At 24.8% G+C, this 14860-nt stretch carries 23 protein-coding genes; 12 read left to right on the top strand and 11 right to left on the bottom strand.

Features of this window, described 5'->3' with window-relative positions; genetic code table 11:
• Positions 1–28: 28 nt before the first annotated feature.
• Positions 29–403 carry a hypothetical protein gene (locus BT997_RS14535; RefSeq protein WP_072682664.1) on the bottom strand — a complete coding sequence of 125 codons (375 nt, stop codon included), beginning with the start codon at positions 401–403 and terminating at the stop codon, positions 29–31.
• 140 nt (positions 404–543) lie between these two features.
• Here BT997_RS14535 and BT997_RS14530 point away from each other — a divergent pair, with 140 nt between their 5' ends.
• On the top strand, positions 544–1779 hold the full coding sequence (locus BT997_RS14530) for a DEAD/DEAH box helicase (RefSeq protein WP_072682663.1): 1236 nt from the start codon (positions 544–546) through the stop codon (positions 1777–1779).
• 75 nt (positions 1780–1854) lie between these two features.
• Positions 1855–1980, top strand: a complete 126-nt coding sequence (locus BT997_RS15740; protein WP_258239499.1) for a hypothetical protein — start codon at positions 1855–1857, stop codon at positions 1978–1980.
• A 2-nt stretch (positions 1981–1982) separates the two neighbouring features.
• On the opposite strand, the gene BT997_RS14525 is transcribed toward BT997_RS15740, so the two are convergent.
• On the bottom strand, positions 1983–2789 hold the full coding sequence (locus tag BT997_RS14525) for a fumarylacetoacetate hydrolase family protein (protein ID WP_072682662.1): 807 nt from the start codon (positions 2787–2789) through the stop codon (positions 1983–1985).
• A gap of 111 nt (positions 2790–2900) precedes the next feature.
• Here BT997_RS14525 and BT997_RS14520 point away from each other — a divergent pair, with 111 nt between their 5' ends.
• The 4 genes from BT997_RS14520 (at position 2901) to BT997_RS14505 (ending at position 4852) form a co-directional block, all read left to right on the top strand.
• Positions 2901–3248, top strand: a complete 348-nt coding sequence (locus BT997_RS14520) for a DCC1-like thiol-disulfide oxidoreductase family protein (protein WP_072682661.1) — start codon at positions 2901–2903, stop codon at positions 3246–3248.
• Positions 3249–3345: 97 nt separating this feature from the next.
• Positions 3346–3906, top strand: coding sequence for a hypothetical protein (locus tag BT997_RS14515; protein ID WP_072682660.1), 561 nt, complete (start codon positions 3346–3348; stop codon positions 3904–3906).
• Between the two features lie 97 nt (positions 3907–4003).
• A complete protein-coding gene (locus BT997_RS14510) occupies positions 4004–4360 on the top strand; it encodes a DHCW motif cupin fold protein (protein WP_072682659.1) in 357 nt (118 codons plus the stop codon).
• A gap of 69 nt (positions 4361–4429) precedes the next feature.
• On the top strand, positions 4430–4852 hold the full coding sequence (locus BT997_RS14505; RefSeq protein WP_083568786.1) for a Spy/CpxP family protein refolding chaperone: 423 nt from the start codon (positions 4430–4432) through the stop codon (positions 4850–4852).
• 25 nt (positions 4853–4877) lie between these two features.
• On the opposite strand, the gene BT997_RS14500 is transcribed toward BT997_RS14505, so the two are convergent.
• The gene (locus tag BT997_RS14500) at positions 4878–5297 is read right to left on the bottom strand and encodes a peptidylprolyl isomerase (protein WP_072682657.1); all 420 of its coding nucleotides are present in this window, start codon (positions 5295–5297) and stop codon (positions 4878–4880) included.
• Positions 5298–5419: 122 nt separating this feature from the next.
• Here BT997_RS14500 and BT997_RS14495 point away from each other — a divergent pair, with 122 nt between their 5' ends.
• The gene (locus BT997_RS14495; RefSeq protein WP_072682656.1) at positions 5420–5638 is read left to right on the top strand and encodes a hypothetical protein; all 219 of its coding nucleotides are present in this window, start codon (positions 5420–5422) and stop codon (positions 5636–5638) included.
• 28 nt (positions 5639–5666) lie between these two features.
• On the opposite strand, the gene BT997_RS14490 is transcribed toward BT997_RS14495, so the two are convergent.
• Entirely contained in the window at positions 5667–6533 is an 867-nt protein-coding gene (locus tag BT997_RS14490; RefSeq protein ID WP_072682655.1) for a pyridoxamine 5'-phosphate oxidase family protein, read from the bottom strand.
• A 12-nt stretch (positions 6534–6545) separates the two neighbouring features.
• On the bottom strand, positions 6546–6983 hold the full coding sequence (locus tag BT997_RS14485) for a VOC family protein (RefSeq protein WP_072682654.1): 438 nt from the start codon (positions 6981–6983) through the stop codon (positions 6546–6548).
• A gap of 314 nt (positions 6984–7297) precedes the next feature.
• Here BT997_RS14485 and BT997_RS14480 point away from each other — a divergent pair, with 314 nt between their 5' ends.
• From BT997_RS14480 to BT997_RS14470, 3 genes are all read left to right on the top strand, one after another.
• Positions 7298–7732, top strand: a complete 435-nt coding sequence (locus tag BT997_RS14480; RefSeq protein WP_072682653.1) for a CGNR zinc finger domain-containing protein — start codon at positions 7298–7300, stop codon at positions 7730–7732.
• On the top strand, positions 7722–8663 hold the full coding sequence (locus BT997_RS14475) for a matrixin family metalloprotease (RefSeq protein WP_072682652.1): 942 nt from the start codon (positions 7722–7724) through the stop codon (positions 8661–8663). Before BT997_RS14480 ends, BT997_RS14475 begins: the two co-directional genes overlap by 11 nt.
• A gap of 65 nt (positions 8664–8728) precedes the next feature.
• Positions 8729–8950: a hypothetical protein gene (locus BT997_RS14470; RefSeq protein ID WP_072682651.1), complete on the top strand. Its 222-nt coding sequence runs from the start codon at positions 8729–8731 to the stop codon at positions 8948–8950.
• Positions 8951–8975: 25 nt separating this feature from the next.
• On the opposite strand, the gene BT997_RS14465 is transcribed toward BT997_RS14470, so the two are convergent.
• From BT997_RS14465 to BT997_RS14450, 4 genes are all read right to left on the bottom strand, one after another.
• Positions 8976–9590 carry an ACP phosphodiesterase gene (locus BT997_RS14465; RefSeq protein ID WP_072682650.1) on the bottom strand — a complete coding sequence of 205 codons (615 nt, stop codon included), beginning with the start codon at positions 9588–9590 and terminating at the stop codon, positions 8976–8978.
• Positions 9591–9635: 45 nt separating this feature from the next.
• Entirely contained in the window at positions 9636–10055 is a 420-nt protein-coding gene (locus tag BT997_RS14460) for a peptidylprolyl isomerase (RefSeq protein ID WP_072682649.1), read from the bottom strand.
• 74 nt (positions 10056–10129) lie between these two features.
• The gene (locus BT997_RS14455) at positions 10130–11209 is read right to left on the bottom strand and encodes a YeeE/YedE family protein (RefSeq protein WP_072682648.1); all 1080 of its coding nucleotides are present in this window, start codon (positions 11207–11209) and stop codon (positions 10130–10132) included.
• Positions 11210–11319: 110 nt separating this feature from the next.
• Complete coding sequence (locus BT997_RS14450) at positions 11320–11583, bottom strand: hypothetical protein (protein WP_072682647.1); 264 nt, start codon at positions 11581–11583, stop codon at positions 11320–11322.
• A 121-nt stretch (positions 11584–11704) separates the two neighbouring features.
• On the opposite strand from BT997_RS14450, the gene BT997_RS14445 reads away from it, so the two are divergent.
• Entirely contained in the window at positions 11705–12151 is a 447-nt protein-coding gene (locus BT997_RS14445) for a DUF302 domain-containing protein (protein ID WP_072682646.1), read from the top strand.
• 65 nt (positions 12152–12216) lie between these two features.
• Positions 12217–12852, top strand: a complete 636-nt coding sequence (locus tag BT997_RS14440) for a hypothetical protein (RefSeq protein ID WP_072682645.1) — start codon at positions 12217–12219, stop codon at positions 12850–12852.
• 162 nt (positions 12853–13014) lie between these two features.
• On the opposite strand, the gene BT997_RS14435 is transcribed toward BT997_RS14440, so the two are convergent.
• Together BT997_RS14435 and BT997_RS14430 are read right to left on the bottom strand one after the other, a co-directional pair.
• The gene (locus BT997_RS14435) at positions 13015–14040 is read right to left on the bottom strand and encodes an SH3 domain-containing protein (protein WP_072682644.1); all 1026 of its coding nucleotides are present in this window, start codon (positions 14038–14040) and stop codon (positions 13015–13017) included.
• 3 nt (positions 14041–14043) lie between these two features.
• Positions 14044–14860 (bottom strand): glycoside hydrolase family 19 protein (locus BT997_RS14430; RefSeq protein ID WP_258239498.1); only part of this gene is annotated, 817 nt, incomplete at its 5' end.

Below are 14860 nucleotides of genomic sequence, written 5' to 3'. Positions count from 1 at the left end.
TAGGAGTTGAATTTCCAACTCCTAATACTTACAATGAATTATTAATCTCATTTAATTCAAAATTTGTTTTTTTCTCTAATTCATCTATTTTTTTGATAAGTTCTTCTTGGCTTTGAAACTGGCATTTTTTACATATAGATTCTATCAAAATATATTTTGTCTCTTTTGAGTTATCTATTTTAGTTTTTTCTTGTTCTTTTTTTATATTGTTTCTTTGAGTTATTACATTTTTTAGATACATGTCTACTGCTTTTGTATTTAGTTCATTCTCAATAAAAAAGATATCTACATTTTTTAATATCTTTTCAACTTTCTCTTTTAGTGTAAGAAAGTTGTATTCTGTTTTATCATTGATTAGTTCTTCTATTTTTTTCTCAATTATTGCAATAGTATCAGTAGTCATTATTTCTTTCTTTTTATATATTTACAAGATTTGAGATTTTAACATAAAATATAATAATCTTTCTTGGAATTAAAACCTTTATGAATCAAATCTAAAGCTAAAAAGCTTTACAATACTCAAAAATTAATTCAAGGATTTTAATGTCATTTTCAAGTTTCAAGTTTTGTAAACCTTTATTAAAATCTTTAAGTGAAAACTCTTATACAGAAGCAACTCCAATTCAAAAAGAGGTTATTCCTTTAGTTTTAGAAGAAAATGATATTATGGCAAAGGCTCAGACTGGTAGTGGTAAGACTGCAAGTTTTGTACTTCCTATACTTCAGAAGCTTTTTTCTACTATTACAAATAAAAAGTCTAAACCAAAAGTTCTAGTACTATCTCCAACTAGAGAGCTAACTTTACAAATCTCTAATAATTTTAAAATATTTTCAAAACATTTTGAAAAAAGTTTAAAGATTGTAAGTGTTGTTGGAGGACTGAGTATAGCAGATCAATTACTTGACATTCAAAAAGGCTGTGATGTTATAGTAGCAACTACTGGAAGATTAATTGACATTATAAATAAAAAGCAGTTAAATCTTGACTCTTTAGAATATTTCATATTAGATGAAGCAGATAAAATGTTAGACTTAGGGTTTGCGGATGAACTCGATACTATTTTAAAGTTATTACCAAAAAGAAGACAGAACTTACTTTTTTCTGCAACTTATCCTTTTAAAATGATTGAAATATCAAAAGTTATCTCTTCAAGTTTTGTAAAAGTAGAAATGGAAGAACAAGAAGAAAATCTTGATAATATTACTCAAAGGGTAATAGAAGTAAATAAAGAAAATAGAAGTGCTTTACTTAAAAAACTAATAGAAACTAACAAGTTTGAAAAAATACTTGTTTTTATGTCTACAAAAAGAGCTACAGATAATATTGCAAAAAAGTTTAGAAAAAGTGGTTTTAAAGCAGATTCCTTTCATGGAGATTTGATTCAAGAAGACAGAACTTTTACTTTAGACGAATTCAAAAATGATGACTTGCAAATTCTTTTTTCTACAGATATTGCTGCTCGTGGGTTACATGTAGATGATATCTCTTGTGTTGTAAACTATGATTTACCTAGAAGTGCTTTTGATTATGTACATCGTATAGGAAGAACAGGTCGAGCAGGGAAAATTGGTACCTCAATAACTTTTATAGATTATGAAAATTTAGAGCATTTTAAACTAATTGAAAAAAAATGCAAGTTAAATATAAAAAAAGAACAAATAGAAGGTTTTGAACTTATAGGAGAACCTATAAAAAAAGTAAAAGGCTCTGCACCAATAAAAGGTAAAAGAAAAAGTAAGAAAGATAAACTAAGAGAAAAACAGAATAATATCAAATAACAGTTAAATAGTTTACTCTACAATTTAAATTATAAATTGTTATGATATATAAGATTTTTTAGTATAGGAGAAAGTGTGAAAAATATTTTAATTATAACAATGGTAGTTTTTGCTATTGGTTATATGTTTGTTGTTATGAAAGATAAATATGAAAATATTAAAGAGACTAATAATAAAATAGAACAACAAAAGAGTAAGTAATTTTACTCTTTAATTGTATTAACTACTTTTCCTAATTTTTCAATTTCTACAGAAACTATATCTGCATTATTTAAACTTTGAGTTCTTCCTGGTGTTCCCATGTAAATAAGGTCACCTGGCATGAGAGTAAAATATTTACTTAGATAACTAACAACCTTTGCTGGTTTATGTATCATATATTTTGTATTTTCTTGTTGAACAATTTCTCCATTTAGTTTTGTTGTAAGTAATAAATTATTGTAATCAACTCCAATAGTTATACGTGAACCAATTGGTCCAAAACCATCACTTGCTTTTGCTCTCATCCATTGTAAATCTTCACTTTGCCAGTTTCTTTCAGTTAAATCATTTCCAACAGTAACACCAAAGATATAATTTGGAGCTTCTTTTATTGAAACATTTTTTGTTTTTTTACCAATAACTAAAACTAATTCACCTTCAAAGTGGACATTTTTTGAATCTTTAGGTAAAAAAACTGTTTCTCCACTTTTTATTAATGAAGAGGGTGATTTAAAAAATAGAGGTGGAGGCATATTTGAAGATGAAGCTAAATGACTAGCAAAATTCATACCTACGGCAAATACATTTTGTGGTTTTGTTGGTAACAATAGTTTAACTTTTGAGAGAGGAATTGGATTACCATGAGGTTTTAATTCTTTGTATATATTATCTTCTAAGGGTTGGATAGTATTCTTATTAATCTTTCCGTAATGGACTTTATCATTGTATTCATATCTAACAATTTGTATTTCTTTTGCAAGAAGATTAAGTGATAAGATAAAAAATAATACTAGAGATAGCTTCTTCATAATAAATCCTTTTTATTAATAGTATCAAAATTAAAGAAGCTAAATTTTAAAAGAAAAATTAAGTATAAAAACTAAGAGTTAAATTTTTAAATTATGTAGTATAATCTTTAGATGAAAATAGAACTATTTTATGATAAAGAATGCCCTTTTTGTAACTCATATGCTCAATATATAAAAATAAAAGAAAATCATAATTTAATATTAACCAATGCAAGAGATAGTATAAATCAGTTAAAAGACTTTAAATCTTTAGGATTTGATATAAATGATGGATTTATCATAAAAGTAGATGATAAAAAATTATATCAAGGTGTAGATGCTATTGTTTTTTTAAATAAATTATCTGAAAAAAAGGTATTTTTTCCTGACAATTTCTTTTTTAGAACTTTTGTATATTCTTCGATAAAAACTGTTAGAAAGATTGTATTGTTCATTTTTGATAAAAATAGTAAATTATAAAATTAATTTATTAATTAAGTATTATTCAAAAATATAAAAACACACTAGAAACTCATTTTATTTTGTTAAGGTTTATATACTACATAAAGGAAATAATATGAATGAAAACTATAAAAATAAAATCTCAAAGTATATTTATGCAAAAGATAATAATAAACCTCATTTAATGAAAAATATATTTACAAGTTCTGCAAAACTTGATATGAAATTAAAAACAGAAAATATTTCATTTCCTTCTGAAACTCTAGGCTTAACATCTATTAGCAAAGTCTTGATAAATGATTTTAATAAAACTTATGAAAATATATATACTATATGCTTGACTGATAGTTTAGTTCAAGATAATAAATCAGTAAAATGTAATTGGTTTGTTATTATGACTGAAAAAGAAAATAATATGATTCGTTTTGGATATGGGTCTTATTACTGGAGTTTTAATTCTAAAGATAATGATTTAGTTGACTATTTAAATATAACAATAGAAAATATGATTATATTGGAAAAAGAGTTTTATTTTGAAATTTTTGATTGGTTTACAAAAATACCTTATCCTTGGGCTGATACAAAAATAGTTGCTAATACTGTGCCAGATATTGATTTATTTAAACCTTTTAAGATTTTTTTGGACATGCAAGATATTAATTTATTAAAAGAATAATATTTAAACAAATTTATTATATACTTTTCAACTTTCTCTGAAAATTAAGGTTATTCTTCTAAATTGCTACAAAATATTTATACATTAAAGGAATAAAATGAATAACAATAAAAACATACCATTTCAAACTATTGATTGGAGTAATATCTCTAAAACTGAACATAAAGGTGAAACAGGCTTTGCATATTGGCAGACAGTACAATTTGAAGGTCTAAGAATTAGAATTGTTGAATATTCGAAAAACTATTTTGCAGACCATTGGTGTGAAAAAGGTCATATTGTCTATTGTTTAGAAGGAGAAGTTGTAAATGAGTTAAAAGATGGAACGAAGTCTATCCTAACACCAGGAATGTCATACGTAGTTTCTGATGATTTAAGTTCTCATCGTTCTATAACAGAAAATGGTGTTAAATTAATGATTATTGATGGTGATTTTTTAAAGTTAAAGAAATAGTATACTAATTTTGATAATCAGTATCTAAGATATTATATAATATACTCATCTAAAATTTAAAGGATGAATATGAATAAAAAACTGTTTTTAGTAGTTTTTGCAATTGCAATAACTTTTACATCGTTGAATGCGGCTAAAAAACCACCTTTTTTAATTACAGGAATGATGCCACATTATACTATGGATATTAAAAATAACTGGAATAATAAAGAGTTAGCTTTAAATGAAACTCAAAAAGAGAAGTTATTAGTTGTTAGAAAAGATACAATGACTAGTGTTATTTCTATAAAAAAACAAATTGCTCCACTTGAGAAAGAAGTTTCTTCTAAAATTATATCTGGTTCAAAACCAAGTGAACTTATGGGATTAGTAGAAAAAATTGCAGAACTTAAAGCAGATGCGACAAAAGCTCATTTATCTTGTCTTTATCGAACACAAAATATTTTAAGTAAAGAACAATTAAAAGTTTTAACAAAACTTACTAAAAATTAATTAAGAAGATATTTTTTCTTCTTAATTAAATCACTTTTTGTATAAGAACAGTAAAGTCTAAATCACATCCTGCAAGAGGGTGATTATAATCTACTGTTACATTTTCTTCTGTAACTTCAGTTACTGTTGCTTTAAATATTTCACCATTTTCTCCATCTGCTTCAAGAACCATTCCTATTTCAAGATTTATTCCTTCAAAATCAGATATTGGTAGAGTTTCAGCAAGTTCATCATTATATGCTCCATATGCTTCATCTGCTGGTACTTTTATTTTTTTTGTTTCACCTTCGTTCATATCTTCAATTCTTGTCTCTAATCCTGGAATTATTTCTCCTGATTCATATGTAAATACGATAGGTTCGCTATCAATATTGCTTTCTAATATCTCATCATTTATTTTTAATTCAAAATTCATAGTTACTGTTTGATTTTTCTTTATTGCCATAATGTGCCTTTATTTTTAATGGTTAACTATATCTTAATTTTTTAACAAGAAAGTAAAAAGCAGTTATTTATCAACACTACACAAATAAATGCTAAATTTATAAAGAATAAAAAAGGATTATTATGAAAATTGAAATAGATAAAGAGATATTATTACATGAAAAGTATATAAAAAGTAGAACTAATCATTGTAAAGAGGATAACAGATTTTTGGATCTTTTAGAAAAAGAGATGAAAAGTTTAGATGTTGAAGAATCAAATACAAATACAACTTCAATATTTGCAGAGAAAAGAACAAATAAAAATAAGACAGATATTTTTGATACTTTAATTAATATATAACAATAAGAGAGTTGTATTCTCTTATTATTTATGTTTTTTCTATATAGTTAAGTAAAAAACTATTTAAATTTTTTGTAATATTATTTATCTCTATTATAACTCTTAATCGTTTTTTTTCATTTATTACAATCTCTTCAATTTCTGCTTTACCTTTAATATGATAGGTATTATTTCTTTTAAAATCAATAAAAAACATGCTAATATAGGGATTTGTATGAATATTTCCTAAAGAGTTATATAAGTTATTCCCCGGTCTATCTTCAAATGATAATTGTTTAGAAGATAGTACATTTACAAATCCTCTTTTCCCTCCTTTATGAGAAATATCTAATCCTTTTATTTTGTGAAAAGAGCCTAAAAAAAATGTATCTGAATTTGATATTATAGTATTTATATCATCTTTTATTTTATTTAGATTTGTAGTTACTTGTGCTTCTACTCTTTCTAATTGTTTTTTTAAGACTCTTCTTTGGATATATTTAGGACAATTAGAATATATCTCTTCTATTGTGACAAAAAGTTGATTGTCTTTTAATTTTGCTTTTCCATTTATTCTTATTCTTAAAGCCTGTTCAAAATCTAAACCAATAAATCCTATATTTAATGTTTCAATATTAAAAAAATCTTCTGGTATATAACTATGATTGTTTAATTTTATTAAAATTTCATTATGGCTTTTTATTTCTATAAATGAATTTATATCGTACACAACGGTACTAAATAAGTCTTTTTCATTTGAACTTATAACTAATACACTAAAGTTAAGAGTTTTTAAAAAATTTGCAGCAACTGAAGGTATTGTATCTCTTATCATAGAAGAAAGAGAATCAGAATCTTTTCTAACACCCATTTTTTCTTGAATATAATACTCTCCTTCATGGTAAATTGATGACATCTTATATCCTTTCTAAAAAAATCCACATGAGGGAGAATCATCTGATGCAGGTTTACATGTATGTGCACCTTTTGTAACATAAACTTCTAATCTAGTTCTATCTGGATCTAAAAAAAATAGGCCTCCTGATTCGGCACCTTCTCTATGAGAAACAACTGTATCATAGATTTTTTCTATATTAAATTTCTCTATTTTCTCTTCAAACACTTTTAATTCATCTAAATCTTTTAAAACAAAAGCTAGATGGTGTAATCCTGCAGTTGTTTTTGAAAACTCTTTATTTGATTGTTCCCATAGAGTAATAAGAAGTTCTCCATTATTACCTAAGAATACATATTTTTTATCTTTTTCTTTTGATTCTGCAATAATTTCAAAATCAAATAAATTTATATAAAATTTTTTTGAAACTTCAATATCTCTAACATTTATTCCTATATGACCAACTTTCATTTTTTATCCTTTTTATTTTCTAACTGTCTAAATAAATTTAGATGGTTAGTGAAAGTTTAACATTTTTTATTTAACCTGTCAAGTAGTTTTTACTAGTTAGTTTAAAATAAGCTCTGTAATGTTATGATATAAATAAAAAGGAAGTTAGTATTAAATCTTTTTTATTTATTGGTTCACACCTTGTAACAGACTTTATAAATACCCAGTTTACACCTAATGGAGAACTTAAAGAACTTTTTGAAGAGTATAAAGATATTGAAGAGTGGTTTTTAAAAGTAGGTTTAATTAAAAATATTGAAAAATTAGACTTACAAATGCAAAAAAAATATTTCGATGATATTGTTTCTTACAGAGCTTTATTGAAAAAAAGTTTTAATGAATATTCTGAATCAGAAAATACAATGAATGATTTAGTAGAAAAGACGAATAATATTTTATTTGAAAATAAAGTTCATCCTCAAGTTAGAATAGAAGATAATACATATATTCTTGATTTTTCTATAAAAGCAAATAAGTATAATTTATTTTTAACTTTAATAGCTATAGAAGTGGCAAAACTTTTAAACTCAAAAGAACTTCAATATTTAAAAAAGTGTCATAATCATACTTGTAGTTTACTTTTTATTGATACTTCAAAAAATCATTCTAGACGATGGTGTAGTATGGAAGGCTGTGGCAATCGCTCAAAAGTAAATAGTTTTACTAAACGACAAAAAAACTATCAAGCTAAGAAGAACAATGTTTTTTAAAATATTATTACTATTTTTTTTATTGGTGAATATATCTTCGGCATCATATAAGAAGTTGCGTATTGGTAAGATTGATGATTATTACAAAGATAGAATTTCTGAATATGAACTTCGTACAATTATAGATGAAATAGAATATTTTCTTGAAGCAGAATTGAATATGAATATCTTTGATTATTCACAATTACAAGGTAAAGATATAAATATTGTATATGTTCCACCTTCGAAACTAGAAAAACGTATTGAACATCATATAAGGAAATTAAAACAAAAAGAAAAAGAGATAAAAAAATTACAAAAATCATTTCCTAAAAAAATTAAAGATGTAAATAAATTAAAAAAATTGTTTACAAAGCAAAATAATATTCTCAATAAAAGAATGAGAGATTTAAATGATTATATAAGAGAAGTTAATAAAAAGAAAAACGTATCAAAATCAGAATATAATAAAATCCAAAACTATGTAAAAAAACAAAAAACAAAATTACATATACAATTGAAAAAATTAAAAAAAGAACAAAGTTATGTAAAAAGTGTTGTAGATAAATACAATAAAAATATCCGTTTATACAATAGTCTAATTCGTAAACATAATAAATACAACAATGAATTAGAAGTAATGTCAAGAAATTTTAAAAAAATAAAAGGTATGACATTTGGTATAAAAGAAATAAGACTAAAAACATATTATAAAGATGGAAAGATAGTAAAAGAAAAAAATATAAGAAATAATATGAATAAAATTGATATTTATGGTTTTGATAGTTTAAAAGAATTGAAAACTATTTTAGCTCATGAAATATTACATCTTGTGGGTATTCCTCATATTAACGCAAAAAATGCTTTGATGAATCCTATTATTCAAAAGAATCAGCTAGAAAAGCTATCTTTAACAAGAGAAGACATAATAAATTTTGAAAAACATTTTTAGATATATAATATCTTTTTTATTAAAATTTTTATACAATCCAATCATAAAATAAGAAGGTAAATAAGATGTCAGAGTTAAATACTTCTAGTGTCAATACAAAAAAAAGTAATAAACTAGTATCAAAAATAAAAGAGAAAAAAAATGCAGGTGAAAAAGGCTTTTCACAAGAAAAAAACAATACAGAACAAGTGATTAATGCAAGAAAAAAAGCAAACTTAGATTTAGCAAAAAAGAAAGCTAAGAAAAAAGCAAAAATGGCTAAGGCTTCAAGAAAGAAAAATAAATAGTATTCTTTAAAACAAGACGAGGATTTTAAATCCTCCAATGTTTGATTTTATCATTATCAATATTCTTTCTTACATGCTTACATAATTCAGGAAAGAAAATCATAAAATCTTTTTCCAATTCAATTATATTCTTTTCAACAGCCTCAAAATAACTACTAGCAGTATCCCTTGAAGCTAATTTTTTAGATAATCTTTTATCAAATCTTTCAAAAGCTTTTTCAAGATGTTCTATAGTTTGATATTTATTTAAAATATTAAATTTAATAAGACGATTTACTGATTCTTTTGCATTATCAGGTAAAAAGTCCAATCTTTGGTTTGCTTGAGTATAAAAGTCATGTGTGAATTTTTCAAAAGAAATATTAGAAAAAGTATTCCAGTTTTTTGTTAAAAAATAGTCATAAGTAATATCTATGATAATAGATTTCAGTAAACCTTTTTCTCTTAATCTAGCTTTACTTTTTGATACAATTAAATGTGAATCTGTAAATGAATCTATACTTTTGTGAGTTGCCACACCATTTTTTAAATGTATTGTAGCATCTTCCCAAACTCTACCTTTTAATGGGTCCGCAAGATAGTTTCCTATTTGAAAATCTATATTTTGTTCTGATAGAAAGATATGTGCTAACCAATTCATTGGATACTTTAAAATAAATTACCACAAGAGTGGTAATTTAAATAGTTACTTAATTGATTTGATTGTTATTGTAAAATCTAAATCTCTTCCAGCTAATGGATGATTAAAATCTACAACTACAGAATCTTCTAAAATTTCTGCAACCATAACTTGTATTGGTTGTCCATCTTCACCTTGACCTTGAAGTGGCATTCCTACAGAAAGTTCTATATCTCCAAAGTTTTCTTTTGGTACTGTTTGTTTTGCTTCTGGATTATATTCTCCGTAAGCTTCATTTGCAGGTACATTGATCTCAGCTGTATCCCCTTCATTTAGTTCATTAATTCTTGCTTCTAATCCAGCAATAATTTGACCTGTTCCAAAAGTGAACTCTAAAGGTTCTTTATCAATATTGCTATCAACAACTTCTCCTTCAATTTTTAGTTCATACATCATTGTAACTACTTGATCGTTTTCTATAGCCATATTGGTTCCTTAATTTTAATTGGTTTTACTATATCTAAAAATAATACTATTATAGATAAAAAAAGTGTTAATCTTTATATTTGATAATCTGGTGTATTATCTTTCCATTCAAAGATAAAACACATTGGAAGTTTATTTTTTCTATTTAAAAGTAGGGCTGTAATAGTTCCTGAAATAAATATAGAAATAATTGCAACTGCTGATGCAAATGCTAGTGTTGATAAACCAGTTAATCCTTGTCCTACTGTACATCCAATTGATAAAACACCACCTGTTCCCATAAGTGCTCCACCAATCATATTGAACTTAGCTTTATCTTCACCTTGTCCTGAAGTACAACCAAAACTATATTTTCTATTTATTTTAGACATAAAAAATGCACCCAAAAGTACACCTAGTAGTAAGCTAATTGGAAAGCTTAAATTATTAACTTGATAATTGCTAAATAAGTCAATAGTTTGAGCTGTTGGATAGACAAAACTAATGGCTTCTAAGTTTACAATTCTTTCTATACTCTCTTCTCCAATAACACCAGTAACTCCCCAAGCTACCGATACAAGTAGTCCAACTAATACTCCATCCCAAAGGCTGAATATTCTTTGTACTTTTTTTATAAGAAAAAGTAAAATTATAAATAAAATACCCACAACAAGATATATATTCATTGTGATGTTTCCTAGAAGGGCTGACCATTCTAGTAGTGTAGGGTTATTTATAATTGGGCTAAAGAAACCATTTAAAAATCCTTTTGCTGTTGCAAAGGCAAATATTCCTATAAATACTAATGCAATCAAAGAGTTAGAATCTCCTTGTGCAAATTTTATTAAATGTCTATTACTACATCCATCAGCTAACATCATACCTGTTCCAAATAGTAGTCCACCAATGATTATTGAAAAGTAATTGATATTTTCTCTATAGTAGTTAGATTCTGTTAAATCAATTTCATAATATGTAGAAACTAAAGTAGTTGAGATTATTGCAACTATTATCGCCATGATAACAGAAGAACCTCTCATAGTAGATTTTGTAAGTATATAGTCTTTGATAGAACCACTAAAACAAAACTGTTTTTTTTGAGCAATCATTCCAAAGGTAAGACCTATGATTAGACCTAGTATATTTATAATCTCGTAAATTTCAAAATCTGGCATTAGTTTTCCTAGCATAATAATTTATAATAATTTTAATAATAGTAGATTATAAGATTTTTTACTAAATTAAATTGTACAAAAGTGTATTAGAGTTAATATTTAAGAGGTTTTTAAACCTCTTGATTCTCTACTTTCATATCTTCTAATGCATCTAAAATTTCAATAGCATCTTCTTCTGTAAGAATATTTTTATCAATATCAGCTAATACATCATCAAAGTATTTTTGTACATCTCTCATGTATTTTACTTCATCTTTTAGCGCTTTGTCATTTTTCTTTTTTTTGATTTTTGAAACTAATTCTTCGATAGATTCTTCAAGCTCTACCATAATATCTTTTTTTAATAGTTCTTCTAATTCTTTTACTTTACTCATAATATATCCTATATTTTTTTGAATTATAACTAAATATCAATAAAACATCTTTTTAATTTCTATTTACAAAGACTAAACACTTTTTTTATATTATGTAAAATTATTTAAAAAAGGATGGAATATGAAAAAAATGTTTGCAGCAGGTGTAATATTTACCTTAGCTATATCAAGTATGGCTTCGGGTATTGTAAATGTATCTAGTGATTTTTCTGTAGAAGAAACTTCTCAAAGATTGGAAACTATTTTAAAGAAAAAAGGAATGAAAATATTTAATCATATTAATCATTCAAAAGGTGCAAAAGGTGTAGGTATTGATCTTCGAGATACAAAACTTATAATTTTTGGAAACCCAAAAGTGGGAAGTCCTTTAATGAAATGTCAACAAACAGTTGCTCTTGATTTACCCCAAAAAGCTCTTATCTGGAAAGATGATATGAAAAAAGTATGGATATCATATAATGACCCTAAATATCTTGTACAAAGACATGATTTAAAAGGTTGTGAAAAAGTTTTAGGAAAAGTAGAAAAAGCATTAGCTGGAATTATAAAAGCTGCTGCAACAAAATAACTAGAGTTTTAACTCTAGTTATTTGATATTACGATATTATATAAAACTTTATTAAGGAGATGTCCATGAATCTCAAAAAACTAAAAAATGCAGAAGAACTTTTTTTTGAACTATATCCAAAAGGTTTTGCTGATGAATTACTTCAACCAATTATCAAAAGACATAATATTCCTAAACTAAGTCAAACTGTACAAGAGTTGTTTACAAAAGATAGTTTTGGACAACCTGAATTGATTTGCGAGAGCTTTACAAAAATTGTTTCTAGATCTTCTATGATTTCATTATTTGAAAAACCAAAAGTTAGAGATATGGTAAAAAGTATGAGTATAGAACAAAAAGATATATTTTCAATCTCTTTATATAATCTTTTATATGAAGATAAAGAAGATGGCTTTGAAAGTTTAGTTGAAATACTTGCTATGTATAAATTGGCTAAATGGTCGATAATCTCTATTATTCCATATTATTTATATAGAGATAAAGAGTTTTTCATAAAACCTACTACTACAAAAAATATAATTAAATTCTTTGATATAGAAAATGTAGTTTATAAACCTAGACCAAGTTATGAATTTTACGTAAAGTATAAAAAAGTACTTGAAAAAATGAAACCAAAAGTAAAAAAATCTCTTAGAGAAGACAATGCTTTTTTTACAGGTTTTTTAATGATAGTTATGGAAGAGTTTGAGAATATTAAATAAAACTTCTATTTGTATATAGTTGATTCTATTATTTTTACATCTGATAGTTTATATATTTTTTCTTCTTGGGTTTTTTATCTGTTTTTTTGGGTATATTTATTGTTCCTACTGAGTTTTTATAGATTGTTAAATTTATTGACATGATATATGCAAAGTTTTATTTTAACTTTGCATTATATTTTTATTTTGTATTGAAGAAGCAAACAGTTCTAGAAATTTTGTGAAGAATGTTTTCTCTTCTTGTGTTGCTTCTATTTTTGAGGTATTTTGTTTTGTTTTAAGAGTATTTTCATTTTTTATATTATTAATTGGTTTTTTTATTTCTTTTTCTTGGACTGCACTTTTAGGTATCCATGCTTTTATATCTTTTTTACCTTTATATAAAATATATAGCCAATCATCTTTTTCTTCTAGTATTTCTACTTTATCTCCTTTGATTAAGTACATTTTTGTTTTTGAGTTTTTATTTGGTTGATTATATAAGTATTGTTTTTCTAATTTTATTATTTTATATTTTTTAAAATAGATTTTTACTTTATTACTATTAATCCACTTATTATTTATATTAAGTTGAAATTCATCTATCCCGTGCTTTTTATAATCAATTATATCTATAAAACTATTTTTTTGACTTTTAACTTCGATTAATTTTATTTTTTCATTTTTTGCATCAAATGTAAAAAATTCAACTTTATTATTAACTTTTGAAATAAATATATCTTCTTTTTCAATATTATCTGGATATAAAATACCTTCACCACATTTATATATTTTATTTTTATCACAATAAATATCTAAAAACCATGTCGCTTTATCTCTATAATATGAAAATATTTTTTTATTCTTAAATACAGGGTTAGTTATATTTATATTTAATGGTAATAATTGCTCTTTTATTTTTTTAAATAATACATATGTTATATTAACTTGATTTTTACCAACTTCGATTGCATAAATATCTTTATATCTAATCAATTCTATTTTATCCTCTAGTTCTTCATTTATTAATAATTTATAGCTATTATTTTTACTATTTATTAATTTTTTATAATAGAGGTAACCTTCCTTTAACAAAATACTAATATCTTTTTCTTTTGAAATTAGTTGTTTATTTTCTTCTATTATTAAATATTCTTCATTTGCAAAAATGTTTGAAATAAAAAAAATCAATATTAAAATCTTTAGCAATCTTTATCCTTTTACTTTTTTTATAATTTTTTTAAATAACTCTTGTCTTCCCACTAATCCTCTTGTCCCACCATTTACTTTTTTAGTTACACTTTTTACAATTAAATCATTTTTTACTTCTTCAGATAAATGTTTATATTCTAGTTCTTTTCTATCAATTAATTTATTAAAATAATTTTCACCTTTAAATTTAGTCCAAAACCAACATGACGCATCTATTGCATATTCTAAATTAGAAGCAATTAAAGTTGGTTCTTTTACAAAATCAATACCTTTAAATTTAGAATATTTTTGATAAGTTCCTTTCCAAGTTAATTGAAGCAGTCCTTTCCCCTTATATTTTGGACCATCACCTATAGAAGTATTTCCTTCAGTTATAATTTGTTTATGTCTTTTACATTTTCGACTTTTAATTCCGTAAGTAGTACAAACACTTACAGGATACGTTTTAATATCATAGTCCCAGCCACTAGCATATTCTTCCGTTGTATGAAAGTGGTCAGCCTCATGAAATGCCTGTGCTAAAAAATGAGCGATATAAATACATTTATTAAACTCTGGATATTTTTTAACTACTCCATTAAAAACTTTTACGAATTCATAAACATCAGTTTTATAGACCTCAGGATATAGTTTCATATCTTTATGATTAAATAATACAGCTTTACCTAAAAGTTCTTTTAATAAATCTCCAGATAATTCACAACTAAAATCATCTTTAAACTCCCCAACCAACCCAATAGGATTAAAATGATAAACATCATCACTTTTAGGAAACTCTTCTATATCCTTACACTCTGTAAAAAATGATAACTTATCT

The organism is Arcobacter sp. LA11, assembly GCF_001895145.1.
Taxonomy (GTDB): domain Bacteria; phylum Campylobacterota; class Campylobacteria; order Campylobacterales; family Arcobacteraceae; genus Halarcobacter.
This window is presented reverse-complemented; position numbering and strand designations above follow the sequence as displayed.